Consider the following 15,455-nt stretch of genomic DNA (forward strand, 5'->3'; position numbering starts at 1 on the left):
GCCCGGCGGCCGCGCCGAGGCCCTCGCCGGCCTGACTGAAATCGTCCTCGACGGGCAACGGACCGGCCCCGGGGCCAGCCTGGCCGATGCCTGTGACTTCAGCGCCATCGGCTTTCTGCTGGAGCGCAAGCTGCGTGGTGAACCCGAGCCTGGGCCGACCGGCCGCGCCCCGGGCCTGCAACCGCTGAACAGCCTGCCGCCGTTGCGCCTGAACGTGCTGGTCGCCGAAGACAACCCGATCAACCAGGCGACCCTCAGCCACCAGCTCAAGCAACTGGGCTGCCACAGCACCCTGGCCGCCGACGGCGCCGAGGCCCTCGACCTGTGGCGGATCGGCGACTACGACCTGCTGCTGACCGACGTCAACATGCCGCGCATGAACGGCTATGAACTCACCACCCGCATTCGCGCCAGCGGCGATGACCGACCGGTGATCGGCGTCACCGCCAACGCCATGTGCGAGGAGGAGGCACGCTGCCGGGCCTGCGGCATGGACGCCTGGCTGGTCAAGCCGGTGCAGTTGCAGACGCTGTGGGCCAGCCTGTCCCAACTCAGCGGCCTCGACACCGAGCAGTGCATGCCGTTGTTCGAGGAACCGCCCAGCCTGCCCAGCGACCTGCGGCAGATCTTTATCAGCACCATGACCGTGGATATCCAGACCCTGCGCCAGGCCCTCGACGAACAGGATTACGACCGCATCTTCGAACTGCTGCACCGGGTTCGCGGCTCCCTTGCGGTGGCCGGCTACGAGGCGCTGATCGAGCAGCTCGAGCACTTCGGCAACGACCTGCGGGAGGCCGGTTTGACGCCCTCCACCCACGCGCATAGCCTGACCCTGCTGCACGCCCTGGAGCGAATCAGCCTGCCCGACTGAAACCCTGCCACTTATCCTCTACCGTGCATTTCTTCTGAAAATGGATCGTGTCCACATGAAAAAAATCCGCGTTGCACTGGCCGACGATCATCCACTGGTACTGGCTGCCGTCAGCAGCCTGCTGAACAGCACCGCCCACTACGAGGTGGTGGCGGCAGTCACCACCCCCAGCGCCTTGATCCAACAGTTGGCGGACGACCCGGGCATCGACGTGGTGATCACCGACTATTTCATGGAGGGCGATGAAAAGTTCGGCGACGGGATTCGCCTGGTGACCTACCTCATCCGCCACTTCCCGCGGGTCCAGGTGCTGGTCCTGACCATGATGTCGAACCCGATGATCGTCGCCACCCTGTACGACATCGGCGTGCGTTCGGTGCTGCTCAAGCGCCACGACATGAGCGAGCTGCTCAGCGCCCTGGACAACGTCCGGCGCGGACGCGTGCACTATCCGCCCGACCTTGAGTACAACGAGCAACACAACGGCCCGGTGCGTTCGATGGCCGAGGGCCTGAGCAGCCTCACGCCCAAGGAGTACGAGGTGCTACGCCACTTCGTGCGTGGCGAATCGATGATGCAGATCGCCGCCAACCTCAAGCGCAGCATCAAGACCGTCAGCGCACAGAAGATCTCGGCGATCCGCAAGCTGAACCTGGACAGCGACCAGGCTCTGATCGCGTTCTGCCTGGAGTCCGGCGCATTCCAGTAAGGGTGCGGCCCGGGCCCGGGCCGCGTTCATTCATCCAGGTAGTTGTCCTTGATGCCCCTGGACCGGCGGTACAGGTACAGCCCGACCCGCAGCGCCACCAGCAGCAGGCAGAAGGCCCCGACCACCAGCCAGGTCTCGCCGAAATACTGGGTCAGTACGTTGTACAACAGCGCCAGCGGGATAAAGATCGCCGTCATCAACAGCATGCGTTTCATTGTTCCTGGCACTCCTCTTCTTCGTCTTTCAACGGACACTTGACCACTTGCTTGGCGCCTTGCCAGGCAATCTGGGTGCCGACGGCACTTTTGATTTTCGAGGAATGGGCCGCTTTGCGCGCGGCCAGTTTGGCGGCGCGGTTCGCGGTGTTGGCGGCCTGGCCATTCAGGGTCTTGAGGGCCTTGGCCGAGGTCAGCACGTTCTTGCCGGTGGTGAGCATACCCGGGGCCACGGTACTCACGGCCCCCGATACCGCCACATGCTTCCAGTTGATGTCGATGCACTTCCACTTGATATCGGTGAGTTCGCGGTCGTTGTCCCAGTTGTCCTTGACCTGCCCCAGCACCTGCTTGCCCGCCTGCACCCCCAGCTCGATGCCGGCACCGATCACCCCGCGCAGGGCGAAGGCGCCGATCACCAGCAAAGGCACGAACAGGCCCGTCGGGTCGTAGGCCACCGAGGGCACGTTCAGCGCATAGACGTACAGGTTGGGCCCGCCCCGCAGGCCGATCGGGTCCTGGGTCGCATAGCGCCCCAGTTCCGGCAGGTAGTAGCGGTAGCGGTTGTAGTAGAGGTCGCTTTCCGGGTCGTGATACTGGCCCTGGAAACGCAGCGGCTGATCGGTGGCGCCGCGTTGCCCGGTTACCGCGCGCCAGTCGTCGGCCTCGGCCTGCCACAGGGTGCGGCCCTGCTCGTCGCTCAGCCTCAGCGGGGTGCCGATATGGTCGGTGTGAAAGAAGCCGATACGCGGTGCGCCCAACGCCGGAAAGCACTGCGCCGGCAGCGGCTGGTCTTCGGCCGCCATGGCCTGGCGCACCTGCAGCAGCTCCGGGCTGTCGGGCTCGCAGTCCTGCTCCAGGCGCAGCCACGGCACACTGGCCCCGGGCTCGTAGACCGTGGTGCGCAGGCGTTGGCCAAAGGCTTCGGCGCACTGGCGGTCGCCGTCCCAGCCGAAGCGCACGGTGTATTCCTGCTCGCCTTCGCGCACGGTCTTGGCAATGCGCCGCGACAGGCCGTCATAGCGATAGCGCGCCTCGACCCGTCCCCCATCGGCGCGCACGCGCACCAGGTGGACCAGGCGATGAGCACCGTCGTAGGCCAGTTGCAGGCGGCTGCCATCGGCGTCGATGCGCTCCAGCAGGTTGCCGGCGCCGTCGTAGCGGTAGCGGCTGCCGCCGAACGCTTCAACCCGATTACCCAGGCTGCCGGCGGCAAGCTGCGGCCCGGCCTGGGACGCACTGTCGCTGTGCACATAACCCGAGCGGTACACCTGGTTGTGCAGGCTGGCGCTGCTGTGTTGCGCCGCCGGGGTCGGGGCCTCGCTGTCGAAGCGGTTGCCCGCCGGGTCGAACGTGTAGCGCTGGGGCGCCCCGTCACTGCGCTGGCTGGCCACCAGGCGACCGCTGCGGTCGTACTCATAACGCCGGTTCGGACGCAGGTTTTCATCGATGCCGGTCAGTTGCCCCAGGGCGTCGTATTGATAGCTGCGCCGCCAGTCATCGCCCGCCGCCAGGGTCAGTTGGCTGTGGCTCAGGCGCCCCAGGCGGTCGTAACTGCGGTCAAGGTTGAACAACGCTTCGGGCTGGCCCTTGAGCCGGCCGTCGCGGCGGGTTTCGCGGTGCAGGGCGTCGCGCTCGAACGCCAGTTCGGCCTGGGCCACCAGCACCCCGTGCACGTGGCCAGGGCCGTAGGTCAGCCAGTTGACCTCGGGGGCATCGCCAAAACGGCTGCTCTGGCGTGCGCCCAGTTCGTCATGACGGTGGGCGACGCTGTAGACCCAGCCGTCGGCGTGGATCTGGTTTTCCAGGCACAGATTTCCCGCCTCGTCATAGGCAAAGCGCAGCTCGCAATCCACGCCCTTGACCCCGGCCAGGCGCCCGTCGGCCAGCCAGCGGTAATGCTGGCTGCTCGCCGGCGCGCTGGCGGTGGCCGGTAGCTGACAGCTCAGCAGGCGCCCGTCGAGGTTGTAGGTGTAGGTGGTCTCGCGCTCGTCGGCATCGACCCGCGCCACCAACTCATCGGCGGCGTTGTAGCGGTAGCGCTGGCAGCGCCCGTCGAAGCCGGTTTCCTGCACCAGGCGGTCCAGCAGGTCATAGGCAAAATGCGCCTGGGCGCCGTTTTCATTGGTCAGCATGACCAGGCGCCCGGCTTCGTCGTAGCGGTAATGCTGCTCATGCCCAGCGGCATCGGTGACGCAGGTCAGGCGTTCGGCGCGGTCCCAGAAGAACTGGGTGAAATGCCCGTCGCCATCGGCCATATGGGTCTGGCGCCCCTGGGCATCGTAGCGGTACTTGAGCTGGGTGCCGTCGGCCATCGACAGCCCGGTGACCTGGCCCAGGTGATCGTAGCCGCGGCGGGTGACCTGGCCCAGGGCATCGGTCTCGGCCAGCAACTGGCCTTCGCCATCGTATTCGCAGGTCCGGGTCTGGCCCGAGCAGTCGGTGACACTGGCCAGCAGGCCGAGGCGGTTCCAGGTCAGGCGCTTGATGCCGCCCTTGGCATTCACCACCTGGGTGGGCCGGTCCGGCAGCGCCGGGTCGTCGTAGGCATAGCGGGTGATACCGGCCGGGCCCTGGACGCTGAGCAAGCGGGCACTGGCGTCGTGCTTGAGCAGCCACTGGCGGCCCATGCTGTCGATCAGTTCCCTGAGCAACCCGGTTTCGTCGTCGATGCTCTTGCGGAATCGGGTCTTGCCCGGGGTCTGCTCCTCCAGCACCCGGCCCTGGCCATCGAGTCGACGGCGGAACTCGCGGCCCAGTGGATCGCGGATCAGCACCAGGCGCCCGAACATGTCGTACTCGAACTCGGTGCGGCTGCCATCGGCGCGCACCAGGGCGGTCCAGCGCTGCTCGCCGCCGCTGCCGCTGAACTCGTAACGCTCGATGCGGCCCAGGCTGTCGACCACCTCGGTGGCCTCGCGCTGGTAACGGAACTCGCGGGTCAGGCCGTCGGTTTCACGTTGCTTGAGCACCCGGCCGTGGGGCTGGTGCTGGTCCCAGGTGTAGCGCACTTCCAGGCCGCCCGGCTCACCGTGGGCCACCAGGATGTGGTTGTGCCAGGCAAACACCCGGACCACTTCGCCGAGGCGGTTGCGCACCGCCACCAGGTCGCCGCTGTCGTTGAACTGGTAGCGCACCAGCCAGTCCAGGCGGCGGCTTTGCAGGTCCAGGTCGGCCGGCACCGGGCCATCGACATTGGCCAGGATCACCCCCAGCAGACGCACCCCGTCATCCCCCGGCGACGGTTCGCAACAGCCCTGGTAGACCAGGGCGTAACTGCGGCCGGCACTGTCGCGGATGCTGGTCAGCAGGCCGTTCTGGCCCCAACCGAACTCGGTGCGGTAGCCACTGCGGCCGAACGTGGCGTGCAGGCGCCAGACACCGTCGGCCTGGCGCTGGAAATGCAGGTAGCTGGTGTCGATCAACAGCAGCACGGCGCCCTCGTCGGCGGCCAGCGCCTGCGGCACCGCGGCCCAGCGCCCCTTCCATGGCTGAACGGCAGGTCCTTCCTGCGGCGCGCCGCCCCGACGCAGCCACAGGCGCTCGGTGCCCGAGTAGAACACCGCCCCCGGCGCCAGGGCCGGAAAGCTGATGCGTCGGCCCTGGGCGTCGATCAGCACACAGGCGGTCGGGCTCAGCTCCAGCTGCATGCTCTCCCCCGGCAGCCACCAGCCCTGGCCGAGCCGGCTGATGCGCGGGTTGCTCGACAGGTAGCCGCGACCGAAGGTGAAGGTGTCCGGCGCCGCGAGGGCGAAGTCGACTTCCTCGGGCAGCAGCTTGCAGCCCAGCATCGGGTTCACCGGCTGGCCGACATTGGGCACGCAGGCCGACACCCGGTCGGCGATGCCGACCCCGGACGCGCCGACATGCACCGTTGGCGAGCCGGTGGCGATCACACCGCCGGAAACCTTTTCGCCAACGTGGGAAACGGGAAGACCGCTCATCTATCTGTCCATCCTTGAGGTCTGTGGGACCGTTTGCCTGAGGGTGCGCTAGCAGTTGATATCGACATTCGGCGAGAGAATCTCGATCTCCGAGGGCGTGATGCGGATCGTGCTCTGGCCGCAGGTCAGGCGGATCTCCTTGTCGGCCGTGAGCTCGATGGTCTGGCTGCCGAGCTTGAGGCTCTTGCCGTCCAGGGTGATGGTCGAGCCATCGTCGCTGCCGCCCACCGCCAGGTGATAGCTTTCACCGGCCGAGATCACGTTTTTCTTGCCGATCTGGGTGGTCTGGTTCAAGCCGACAAAGGTGTTCATCATCATGCCGACGTTGAGGCTGTAGCCGAGCCCGACGTTTTCCATGCGGCCCATGCCGACGTTCTGCAGCGAGGCCATGAGAATGGTCTCGGACTTGTTCATGCCGATCAGCACCGTCTCGTTCAGGTCCACGGTCTTCTTGCGGTTGGCGTGGACCGTGATGGTCTCGTTGTTGTCCACGGTTTCGGTGCGGTCCCGGTGGACGTGCACGGTCTCGTCACGGTCGATGGTTTTCGAACGGTCGCGGCCCACCCAGTGGGTTTCGTCGTTCTCGACCTCGATGTCCTGATTCTTCTCGGCATGGATAAACAGCTGCTCCTCGCCCTTCTTGTCCTCCATGCGGATTTCATTGAAGTTGGCCGGCGTGCCGCCCTTGCTCGAACGGCTCTTGATCCCGCTCTGGGTGGCGTTGGCCGGCAGGTCGTAGGGCACGGTCTGCTCGGCGTTGTACACCCGGCCGGTGATGATCGGACGGTCGGGGTCGCCTTCGAGAAAGCTGACGATCACCTCCTGGCCGATGCGCGGAATGTGCATCGCGCCCCAGTTCTTGCCGGCCCAGCTTTGCGAGACGCGGATCCAGCACGAGCTGTTTTCATCCGAGCGGTCGTGGCGGTCCCAGTAGAAATGCACCTTCACCCGGCCGAATTTATCGGTCCAGATTTCCTCGCCGGCGGGGCCCACCACCATCGCCGTCTGCGGGCCGCGCACCAGGGGTTGCGGGGTCAGCGGCAGCGGACGGAAGACCTGGGTGGCGTCGATGCAATCCAGGGTGCTTTCAAACTGCATCTCGCCATCGACGGCGCCCGATTCGTAGGCCTCCTGGCTGATCCGGTAACGGGCGGTGGCCACCAGGTACTCGCGGTTCTGGTCGAGCCGGGGGTAGCCGGTCAGGCTGAACAGATGCCCGCTGCCAATGCCCCGGGCGTTGCCGTGCATGACAATGCGCTCGTACTGGGTCTGGATCGCTTCGATGCGGTTGCGCGCGTACTGCTCGCCGTCCTCGGCCTGCACGTATTCGCCGGGGTAGTCGTACAACGGGTAGTCGCCGTTGCTGTGGGGGCGCGGCACCGTGGAGCGCACTTCCAAACGGGTGCTGGGGCGCTGGAAATCGTAATCGCTGAGCTCCAGGGAGCCGGGCTGCACCTCGTGGTCCAGGTGCCAGTCGAAGATATGGTCGCGCTCGCGGATCCGGTCCTTGAGCGGGTAGTACGGCACGCTGGCGTAACCGGGTGCAGTGCCGTGGGCGCCGTAGTCGTCGGCCAGCACCAGCACATGGCGCCCCGCCTCGTGGCGGAAGAAATAGTAGATGCCCTCCTGCTCCAGCAGGCGGCTGACGAAGTCGAAGGCGGTCTCGCGGTACTGCACGCAGTATTCCCACTCGCGGTAGGTGCGGGTCAGGGCGTCTTCGAAGTCGGTGAAGCCCAGGTCGCGAAACACCTGCATGACGATGTCCGGCACCGTGCGGTTCTGGAAGATCCGGCAATCGGAAGTGCGGCTCAGCAGCCACAGCCAGGGCCGGACCGACAGCCGATAACCGGCAAATTGCCCGCTGCCGGCCGTCTGCCCGCAACGGCTGACAATGCCGTGGAAGTAGCGCAGGGAACCGTCGTATTGCTCGATGGACAGGCTCACCGGCTGGCCGAGCAAGGCGTTCAGCGGCAACGAATGGTGTTTGGAGACCAGCGCCAGCTCGTATTCGAAGGGACGGCCCAGGGCTTCGTTGCCATCCATTCGGTCGAGTTGCAGGACATCGGCGCCCAACGGGCTGATGAGCTTGACCACTCGGGCCTGCTGAGTGAGATTCATTGCGATCCTTGCCTGACGATGAGGGACGGCGCCCTGTCGGTCCGTGGGACCCAGGGTGCACCCAAACCCGCATTATTCAGAATGCACGGACCCAGCGCCAGATTTATAACCGCATCGACCAGGAAGAATCTGAAGACAATCAAGGATTTGTGACTCAGGCCGCAGGCGCGGCCCGAGTCTGGCAGGGCTTCAGGGCACCGGGGTCAGCAACGCACCGGGGGCCGGGGCAACAGGCGGCTCGGCGCTGGCCGCGCGGGCCACAAAGTCGTCCTGGCGCAACACCACCAAGGCAATCAGCGATACCACGCCGGTGCCGATATAGAAGTACCAGGGCGACGTGATGTCACCGGTGAGCTTGATCAGCCAGGTGGAAATCAGCGGCGCGCTGCCGCCAAACACCGCCACCGGGATGTTGTAGGCCACCGCGATGCCCGTGGAGCGGATCCGCGTCGGCAACAGCTCGCTCATCAGGGCGTAGGTCGACGAGGCGTAGAGCCCGAACAGGATCGCCACCGCCATCAGCGGGAAGAAAAACGAGGTGGGCGTCGCGGTCGGGGCCGACTTGAAGAACCAGAACATCGCCAGCGTGGCCAGGGTCCCGACCACCAGCAGAAACGGCTTGCGCCCGTAGCGGTCGGTAAAGGCCCCGCCGAACGGCATGACGAACGCCGCCGAGAAGCTGGCGACGAACACGTACAACAGGGTGGTGCCACTGTCGAACTTGAGGATGCTCGACATGTAGGTCGAGGCGAAGGTCAGCACCAGGTAAAAGATCGAGCTGTGCAAGGTGATGATGAAGAACACCAGGGCAATCGCTCGCTTCCATTGCCAGACCTCACGCAGCGGCGCCTTGGAGGTTTGCCCGGCGCGTTGCAGCGCCAGGAACTCGGGGCTGTCCTCGAGCCGCAGGCGGATGTACATCGAGACCAGGCCCAGGGGCGCGGCAATCAGAAACGGAATGCGCCAGCCCCAGGCCTGCATCAGGTCCGCGCCCAGGGCCCAGGTCATGCCATTGGCCACCGCCCCGCCCAGCAACAGCCCGAGCACCGCGGTGACCATCAGCCAGCAGGTGGCAAACCCACGGCGCCCGGGCCCGGCGTACTCGGAAATAAAGCTGGTGATGGTGCCGATCTCGCCACCGGCCGAAAAGCCCTGCACGCAGCGAATCAGCACCAGGATGATCGGGGCGGCGATCCCGATCGAGGCATAGGTCGGCAACAGCCCCAACAGGCAGGTGGAGCCGGCCATCATCACCAGCACCGTGATCAGGGTCTTGCGCCGGCCGATCTTGTCCGCCAGCGGACCGAAGAACAGGCCGCCCAGGGGCCGGATGAAAAAGCTCAGGGCAAACGCGGCAAAGCTCGCCAGCAGGCTGGTGGTGGGGTCGTCGGAGACGAAAAACGCCTTGCCGATGTACACCGCGAGAAAGCCGTAGACGCCGTAGTCGTACCACTCGATAAGGTGGCCCGACGTGGCACCGATAAACGCCCGGCGCCGTTGCCGGGCCGGGTTCTTCTGTTGCTGATGCATTGTGTGGACTCCTGTCTGGTCGCTATCCATGAAAAACACGCCTCAAGGCGTTTCTGAAACGCTCACCGCCTCCATCAACCACAGACGCAGTTCGGTCTTGAGGATCTTGCCGTAACTGTTGCGGGGTAACTCTTTGCGAAACACGTACTTCGTCGGCTTCTTGAACGAGGCCATACGCTGCACAAACCAGGCATTGAGTTGCGGCTGATCGAGCACCGCGCCGTCGCGCGCAACGACGAAGGCTACCACCGACTCGCCCCATTGCGGGTGTGGCTCACCCACCACGCAGACGTCGAACACCGCCGGATGCTGGGCCAGCACCTCCTCCACCTCGCGCGGGTAGATGTTGCTGCCGCCGGAAATGATCACATCCTTGGAGCGATCGGTCAGGGTCAGATAACCCGCGCAGTCGAGGTAGCCGATGTCCCCGGTGAGCAACCAGCCCTGCACCAGGGCCTCGCGGGTGGCCGGCGCATTGCGCCAGTAACCGAGCATCACCGTGGCCCCGCGCACGGCGATTTCACCGGGCTGGCCTGCGGGCAGCGGCGCGCCCTGAGGGTCGCGAATGCTGATTTCGACGCACGAGTGGGCACGCCCCACCGACGACGCCAGGGCCGCCCAGTCGGCGCGGTCGCAGTCGGCGATCAGTTCGCGGGGCAAGGCGCTGATGGTCATCGGGCTTTCGCCCTGGCCGTAGATCTGCACCAGCCGCGGGCCAAAGGTGGCGAGGGCTTCGCGCAAGTCCGCGAGGTACATCGGGGCCCCGCCGTAGACGATGGTCTTGATCCCCGCCCCGGCATAACCCTGGGCCCGCGCCTGCTCGACCATGCGCTTGACCATGGTCGGCGCGGCAAACAGGCTGACCTGCCCCAGCTCAGCGGCCAGGGCGAACAGCTCCTCGGCCTTGAAGCCGCGGGACTCGGGCACCACATGCCGGGCACCGCAGCGCACATGAATAAAGTTGTACAGCCCGGCGCCGTGGGACATCGGCGCGGCATAGACCACCGCATCCCCGGCAGCTACCGGGTCGACATCGATCGGGTAACACAGGGACATGGCGCAGAGGTTGCCGTGAGACAGCATCACCCCCTTGGAGCGCCCGGTGGTGCCGGAGGTGTAGAACAGCCACGCCAGGTCCTCGGACTGGCGCGGGCATGGGCTGTCGAGGGGCTCGGCCAGCGGCCCGCAGGCGCTCAGGGCCAGTTCCCGGCACGGTGGCGCCAGCGCCTGGGGCCCGAACACCTGGCCGTCATCGGTGAAGATCAGCCGCGCCTGGGCGTTGTCGGCGATCCACGCGGCTTCGCCCGGGTGCAGCCGGCTGTTGATCGGCACCGCCACCGCGCCCGCCCACCAGATGGCATACAGCAATTCCAGGTAGTGGCAGCTGTTTTTCATGAACAGGGCGACACGCTCGCCCGGCGCAATACCGTGCTGCTGCACCAGTTCGGCCGCACGCTGCGCGGCGTGGGCGGCAAAGGCGCGATAGTCGGCCACTGCCCGCGCGCCGCTGAACAACGCCGGGCGCTCGGGCCAGCGACGACCCGCATCCAGTAACCAGTTGGCGATATTCATGCTCAGGCCCTGAGTGCCTGGAGCACCGAGGCATAGTTGGCCACCGCCATGCCGCCCATGTTGAACACCAGGCCGAACTCCGGCCCCGGCACCGCGATCCCGATCGGGTCGCCGGTCAGTTGGCGAAACGCCAGGGCGTGCATCGACACCCCGGTCGCGCCCACCGGATGCCCCTTGGCCTTGAGCCCGCCGGACAGGTTCACCGGCAAGCGGCCGCCGGCGCGGACGATGCCGTCGTCCAGGGCCCGATGCCCCTCGCCCTTGGGCGCCAGGCCCATGGCTTCATAGATCAGCAGCTCGGCGATGGTGAAGCAGTCATGGACCTCGGCAAAGCTCAGGTCGGTCAAGGTCAGGCTGGCCCCGCGCAGCGCCGAGTGAATCGCCCGCTGCGGGCCTTCAAAGGCCAGCAGGTCGCGCTGGGCGATCGGCAGGAAGTCATTGACCTGGGTCGCGGCGCGAATCAGCACATCACGCCGAAACAGCCGGGCGCGCTTGGACGAGGCCAGCACAATGGCCGCCGCGCCGTCGCTGATCAGCGAGCAATCGGTCAGGCGCAGCGATGGCGCCACATAGGGGTTGCTCTTGGAGACGTTGTTGCAATGCTCGAAATCCATGACCCGGTGCATCTGCGCCAGGGGGTTGGCCATGGCGTTGGAGTGGTTTTTGGTGGCGATGGCGGCCATCGAAGCCATGGGGCACTGATAGCGATCGCGGTACTGCTCGGCGGCCAGGCCGAACAGTTGGGGGAAACTCAGCCCCGCCTCTTCGACGTCGTTCTGGTAGCCGGCGCCCGCCAGGGCCCGGGTAACCTCGGCCGTGGAGTTGTGGGTCATTTTCTCGGCACCCACCACCAGCACCAGCTCCGCGGCCCCGGACAGGATGGCGTTGATCCCCGCCTGGATCGCCGCCGAGCCCGAGGCGCAGGCGTTTTCGCAGCGGGTGGCCGGCTTGAAGCGCAGGCTGGGGTCGGCCTGCATCAGCAAGGACGCGGGGAACGCATCGGGCACCATCCCGGCGTTGAAATGCCCGAGGAACAGCGCATCGATCTCCGATGCATCGATGGCGGCGTCCGCCAGGGCCTCGCGGCTGACCTGAACGATCAGGTCTTCCAGGGTGCGACCGTCCAGCCGGCCAAAGGGGGTGTGTCCGGCAGCGACGATGGATACGGAATCATGGGTCATGGCGATTTTCTTCTTTGCTTGTCACAGGCAATCCTTACAATGCCTCCAGCACGAACCCCTCGCTAGTTCGTGCAACTACGTACATGGATAAGTAGCCGCGCCGGGGAGCAGCACCCCGGCTGCGAATTTACATCGAGGCAGGATGCCCAATGATCGCTTTCGCCCAGCAGAAAAATGACCTTGAGCGCCTGGCGTTCAAAATGTCCCCCGCCCCGCAGCTGATCACCGGCCACCGGGTGATGCTCGACTGCAACGAGGCCTTCCTGCAGCTGTTCGGCTACTCCCATGAAGAACTCGTGGGCCACCTGACCCTGCTGATCTACCCTTCCCAGGCGGACTACACCACCATCGGCAACCGCAGCCGCAACTGGTTGCTCAACAGCAACAGCTGCGCCTATTCCGACGAGCGCTTCATGCAGCACAAGAGCGGCGAAGTGTTCTGGGCCAAGGCCCATGGCTACAGCCTGACCCTGGACGACCCGTTCAAGCTGATGGTCTGGCATTTCGAGCGCATGGACCGCCCGCACCACGCCACGGTCAACCTCACGCCCCGCGAACGCGAAGTGTCGATGCATATCGTCAATGGCCTGACCTGCAAGGAAGTGGCGAAAAAACTGGCGATTTCCCACCGCACGGTGGAAGTCCACCGCGCGCGCCTGATGAAAAAACTGCAAGCCAAAAACAGTGCGGAACTGGTCTCGAAGATCATTTTCGTCAATTGAGCGGGCCCAGCCCCACGCCAGGCCCCAAATTGCCTCAGCGCCCGGCGAAGCGCAGCCGCGACAACTGGCGCAAGTCGCCCTCGCGGTAGTAATCGTCACTCCAGGTATCATCCACCGCCAATGGCTGGACCTGCTTGAGCGCCAGCTTCTTCGCGTAATAGCGAAAGCGGTAATGCTCGTAGAAACGCAGTAATTCCAGGCCGTAACGGTCCGCCAGATCGGTGTCGCCACGGATGATCAGGAAGTTCTCGTCATTGCCATTGCTGGCGGCGGCGCTGAGGTTGTGGCTGCCGCTGATGATCACCGGCGCGTCGCTGGTGAAGTCGCTGACGATGGCCTTGGTGTGCACCAGCAAATTGCCCTTCTGGCCCTTCAGCCCTTCTTTCAGCCAACCCTCCAGGCCGTCGTTGAGCAACGCGGTGGCGGCGAACTCGGCGCTGCGGTCGGCATGGAAACCGGTGATGCGGCTGGCGGTATTTTGCAAGCCGTAACGCAGCACGTCGTCGTGGGGCTGGCCGAGCAAGGCGTTGAGGATCATGTCCGGCAGGGTGAATGCGGTGACAAACAACAGGTCTTTTTTCGAGGCATTGATGACCTCGACAAAGGCTTGCAGGTCGCCCTGCCCCGAGCGCGGGGAAAACCCGGCAAACAGCGGCGTGTCCAGCCGCACCGGGTTGTGCTGGGTCAGCCATTTGCGCGTCGCACCTACGTCGGCCGGGGCCGCCCAGATGTGCTCGAAGACGTCCAGGTAGCTGGCGGCCAGGCTGGGGTTGTCCAGCACGTGCACCACGTTGGCCTGGCGGTAGACGCCGTTGCCGGTGAAGTTGGTGCTGCCGCAGAGCACGGCGGCCGGCTGCGCTGTGCCGTTGCCGTCGAGCTGGCTGAGGACGATGAACTTGTCATGGAAAATGCTGTGGGTCACCCGCCCCCGTGTATTGGCCGGCGGCAGGTGCTGCAGATTGGCCTGATTCAGCGCCGTGTCCGCATCTCCGGGCTGGGCGTGGTACAGCACCCGCACCCTGGCGCCCCGGTCGAAGGCGGCATTGACCGCGTCGATGATCGATTGCAGCTGGTATTCGTAGATCGCGATGTCCAGCGCCCAGTGCGCATCCACCGCACGTTCGATAAACCCCAGCAGCTCGCCGAGCAGGCCGTTTTCCAGCCATTGCCGCGGCGCCTCGGGCCAGGCTTCGATGGGCAGGTGCTTGTTGGCGCTGATCAGCGCATCCAGCTCGGGAAACTTGCGCGAAAACGCCTGGCTGGCGGCCACCGCCCGATTGAAGATCACCCGCTGCCCCGGCGGCAGACCGTTATCGGCCGTGACCGTGACCTGCAGCGACTCCCCCAGTTGCGGTGCATCCGGGCTGCCATAGGCCAGGTGCACCCGGTAATCCATGGTCGCCCCGGGGTTGACCGCGTAATCGGCCCAGCGAAATTTTTGCAGCGGCGCCTGATCGCTCGGCGTGGCGTTGTACTGAGGGAAAAGGTGGGCCTTGCCGGGGAAGGTCAGGCTGTTGAACAGAAACAGCCAGGGCTTGGTGGCGCTGCGCTTTTCAATGGCAAACCCCAGCAACCCCTTGCGCCGCGCGGGGTCCAGGTCCATGGCCAGCAACACCCCATTGGTCCCGGCATAGGCCTTGACCCGAAAAACATCCTTGTCATTACTCACCAGTACCCGCATACATTCACTCCTGTGACGGTGGACCAAGCGTAGACCCTGAACCGCCCCCCGGCCTGCGCCCGCAACGGCTACAGGGGCGAGGTATCAGGGGGATCATGGCGGTTGTGAGGCACAGCGCAGCCTGGCGGCAGCGGCTACAGGTGTTTTATCAGGCGCTGGGGGGCATCTGGTCGATATGCCGGTATTCGGCGCCCAGGGCGGTGGCCAGTGGCTGGGCGCGGGCGAGGCGGATGGGGCCGCGCTCGATGTCGATCAGCAATGCCGGGCAGTTGAGGGGGGCCAGCGGCGGCAGGCTTTTCAGGCGGCCGTCGGTGATCAGCAAGACCCGCTGCTGCTCTGCCGGAAAGCACCGTTGGCGCCGGGCCAGCCATTGCCCGGCTTCTTCCAGGGCCTGCAGCAAGGGCGTTCCGCCGCCCGCGCCAAGCCCCTCCAGCCACTGGCGCAAATCCGCCGAAGCCTTCAAACCCTGGACCTGCCAGCTCGGTGTGCGGCCACTGGCGGTCAGCAGCGCCAGCCGGGCACGCTGGCGGTAGGCGTCGTCGAACAGTTGCGCCAGCAGCCCCTTGGCATCGCTCAGCGCCGAATGCCGGCGGGTCGAGGCCGAGGCGTCGACAATCACCAGCCACAGCTCATGGGCCGTGCGACTGCGCAGGCGGTACAGCAGGTCCTCGCGCACCCGCGGCCGGCCATTGAGCAAGGTTCCGGGCCAGTTGATCGTGCCCTCAGGCGCCGCCCGGCCACGGCCCTGCCGTCCCTGGTCCAACTTCCCTGCCCGGGGCCTGGCATCCGCCCCCGCGGCAGAGCGAGGGCGGATGCCTAGGGCTTTTTTGGCCAGCTCGGCACTTCACGGCGCACGCCCGTGGCTTGGGCCTGGGCCGGCATTTCGCCCCATTGGCCCTGGCCTGTGGC

At 65.9% G+C, this 15,455-nt stretch carries 11 protein-coding genes; 3 read left to right on the plus strand and 8 right to left on the minus strand.

Features of this window, described 5'->3' with window-relative positions:
• The coding region (locus tag CF161_RS12900; RefSeq protein ID WP_020297023.1) for a response regulator at nucleotides 1-874 on the plus strand (874 nt) is incomplete at its 5' end.
• Between the two features lie 55 nt (nucleotides 875-929).
• A complete protein-coding gene (locus tag CF161_RS12905) occupies nucleotides 930-1,583 on the plus strand; it encodes a response regulator transcription factor (protein ID WP_020297024.1) in 654 nt (217 codons plus the stop codon).
• 26 nt (nucleotides 1,584-1,609) lie between these two features.
• Here the strand turns inward: CF161_RS12905 and CF161_RS12910 are convergent, their stop codons facing one another.
• The 6 genes from CF161_RS12910 to CF161_RS12935 form a co-directional block, all read right to left on the minus strand.
• A complete protein-coding gene (locus tag CF161_RS12910) occupies nucleotides 1,610-1,798 on the minus strand; it encodes a hypothetical protein (protein WP_020297025.1) in 189 nt (62 codons plus the stop codon).
• A complete protein-coding gene (locus tag CF161_RS12915) occupies nucleotides 1,795-5,742 on the minus strand; it encodes an RHS repeat-associated core domain-containing protein (RefSeq protein WP_020297026.1) in 3,948 nt (1,315 codons plus the stop codon). Before CF161_RS12915 ends, CF161_RS12910 begins: the two co-directional genes overlap by 4 nt.
• A gap of 48 nt (nucleotides 5,743-5,790) precedes the next feature.
• On the minus strand, nucleotides 5,791-7,860 hold the full coding sequence (gene tssI, locus CF161_RS12920) for a type VI secretion system tip protein TssI/VgrG (RefSeq protein WP_020297027.1): 2,070 nt from the start codon (nucleotides 7,858-7,860) through the stop codon (nucleotides 5,791-5,793).
• A 189-nt stretch (nucleotides 7,861-8,049) separates the two neighbouring features.
• Complete coding sequence (locus CF161_RS12925) at nucleotides 8,050-9,390, minus strand: MFS transporter (protein WP_020297028.1); 1,341 nt, start codon at nucleotides 9,388-9,390, stop codon at nucleotides 8,050-8,052.
• A 42-nt stretch (nucleotides 9,391-9,432) separates the two neighbouring features.
• Nucleotides 9,433-10,962 carry a class I adenylate-forming enzyme family protein gene (locus CF161_RS12930; RefSeq protein WP_020297029.1) on the minus strand — a complete coding sequence of 510 codons (1,530 nt, stop codon included), beginning with the start codon at nucleotides 10,960-10,962 and terminating at the stop codon, nucleotides 9,433-9,435.
• Between the two features lie 2 nt (nucleotides 10,963-10,964).
• Entirely contained in the window at nucleotides 10,965-12,143 is a 1,179-nt protein-coding gene (locus tag CF161_RS12935; RefSeq protein WP_020297030.1) for an acetyl-CoA acetyltransferase, read from the minus strand.
• A 149-nt stretch (nucleotides 12,144-12,292) separates the two neighbouring features.
• Between CF161_RS12935 and CF161_RS12940 the strand changes: the two genes are divergently transcribed.
• Nucleotides 12,293-12,865, plus strand: a complete 573-nt coding sequence (locus tag CF161_RS12940; RefSeq protein ID WP_020297031.1) for a LuxR C-terminal-related transcriptional regulator — start codon at nucleotides 12,293-12,295, stop codon at nucleotides 12,863-12,865.
• 34 nt (nucleotides 12,866-12,899) lie between these two features.
• On the opposite strand, the gene CF161_RS12945 is transcribed toward CF161_RS12940, so the two are convergent.
• Together CF161_RS12945 and CF161_RS12950 are read right to left on the minus strand one after the other, a co-directional pair.
• Nucleotides 12,900-14,546 carry a phospholipase D-like domain-containing protein gene (locus tag CF161_RS12945; RefSeq protein ID WP_020297032.1) on the minus strand — a complete coding sequence of 549 codons (1,647 nt, stop codon included), beginning with the start codon at nucleotides 14,544-14,546 and terminating at the stop codon, nucleotides 12,900-12,902.
• 148 nt (nucleotides 14,547-14,694) lie between these two features.
• Nucleotides 14,695-15,309: a VWA domain-containing protein gene (locus CF161_RS12950; RefSeq protein ID WP_020297033.1), complete on the minus strand. Its 615-nt coding sequence runs from the start codon at nucleotides 15,307-15,309 to the stop codon at nucleotides 14,695-14,697.
• Nucleotides 15,310-15,455: the final 146 nt, after the last annotated feature.

The organism is Pseudomonas sp. CF161, assembly GCF_000416215.1.
GTDB lineage: Bacteria > Pseudomonadota > Gammaproteobacteria > Pseudomonadales > Pseudomonadaceae > Aquipseudomonas.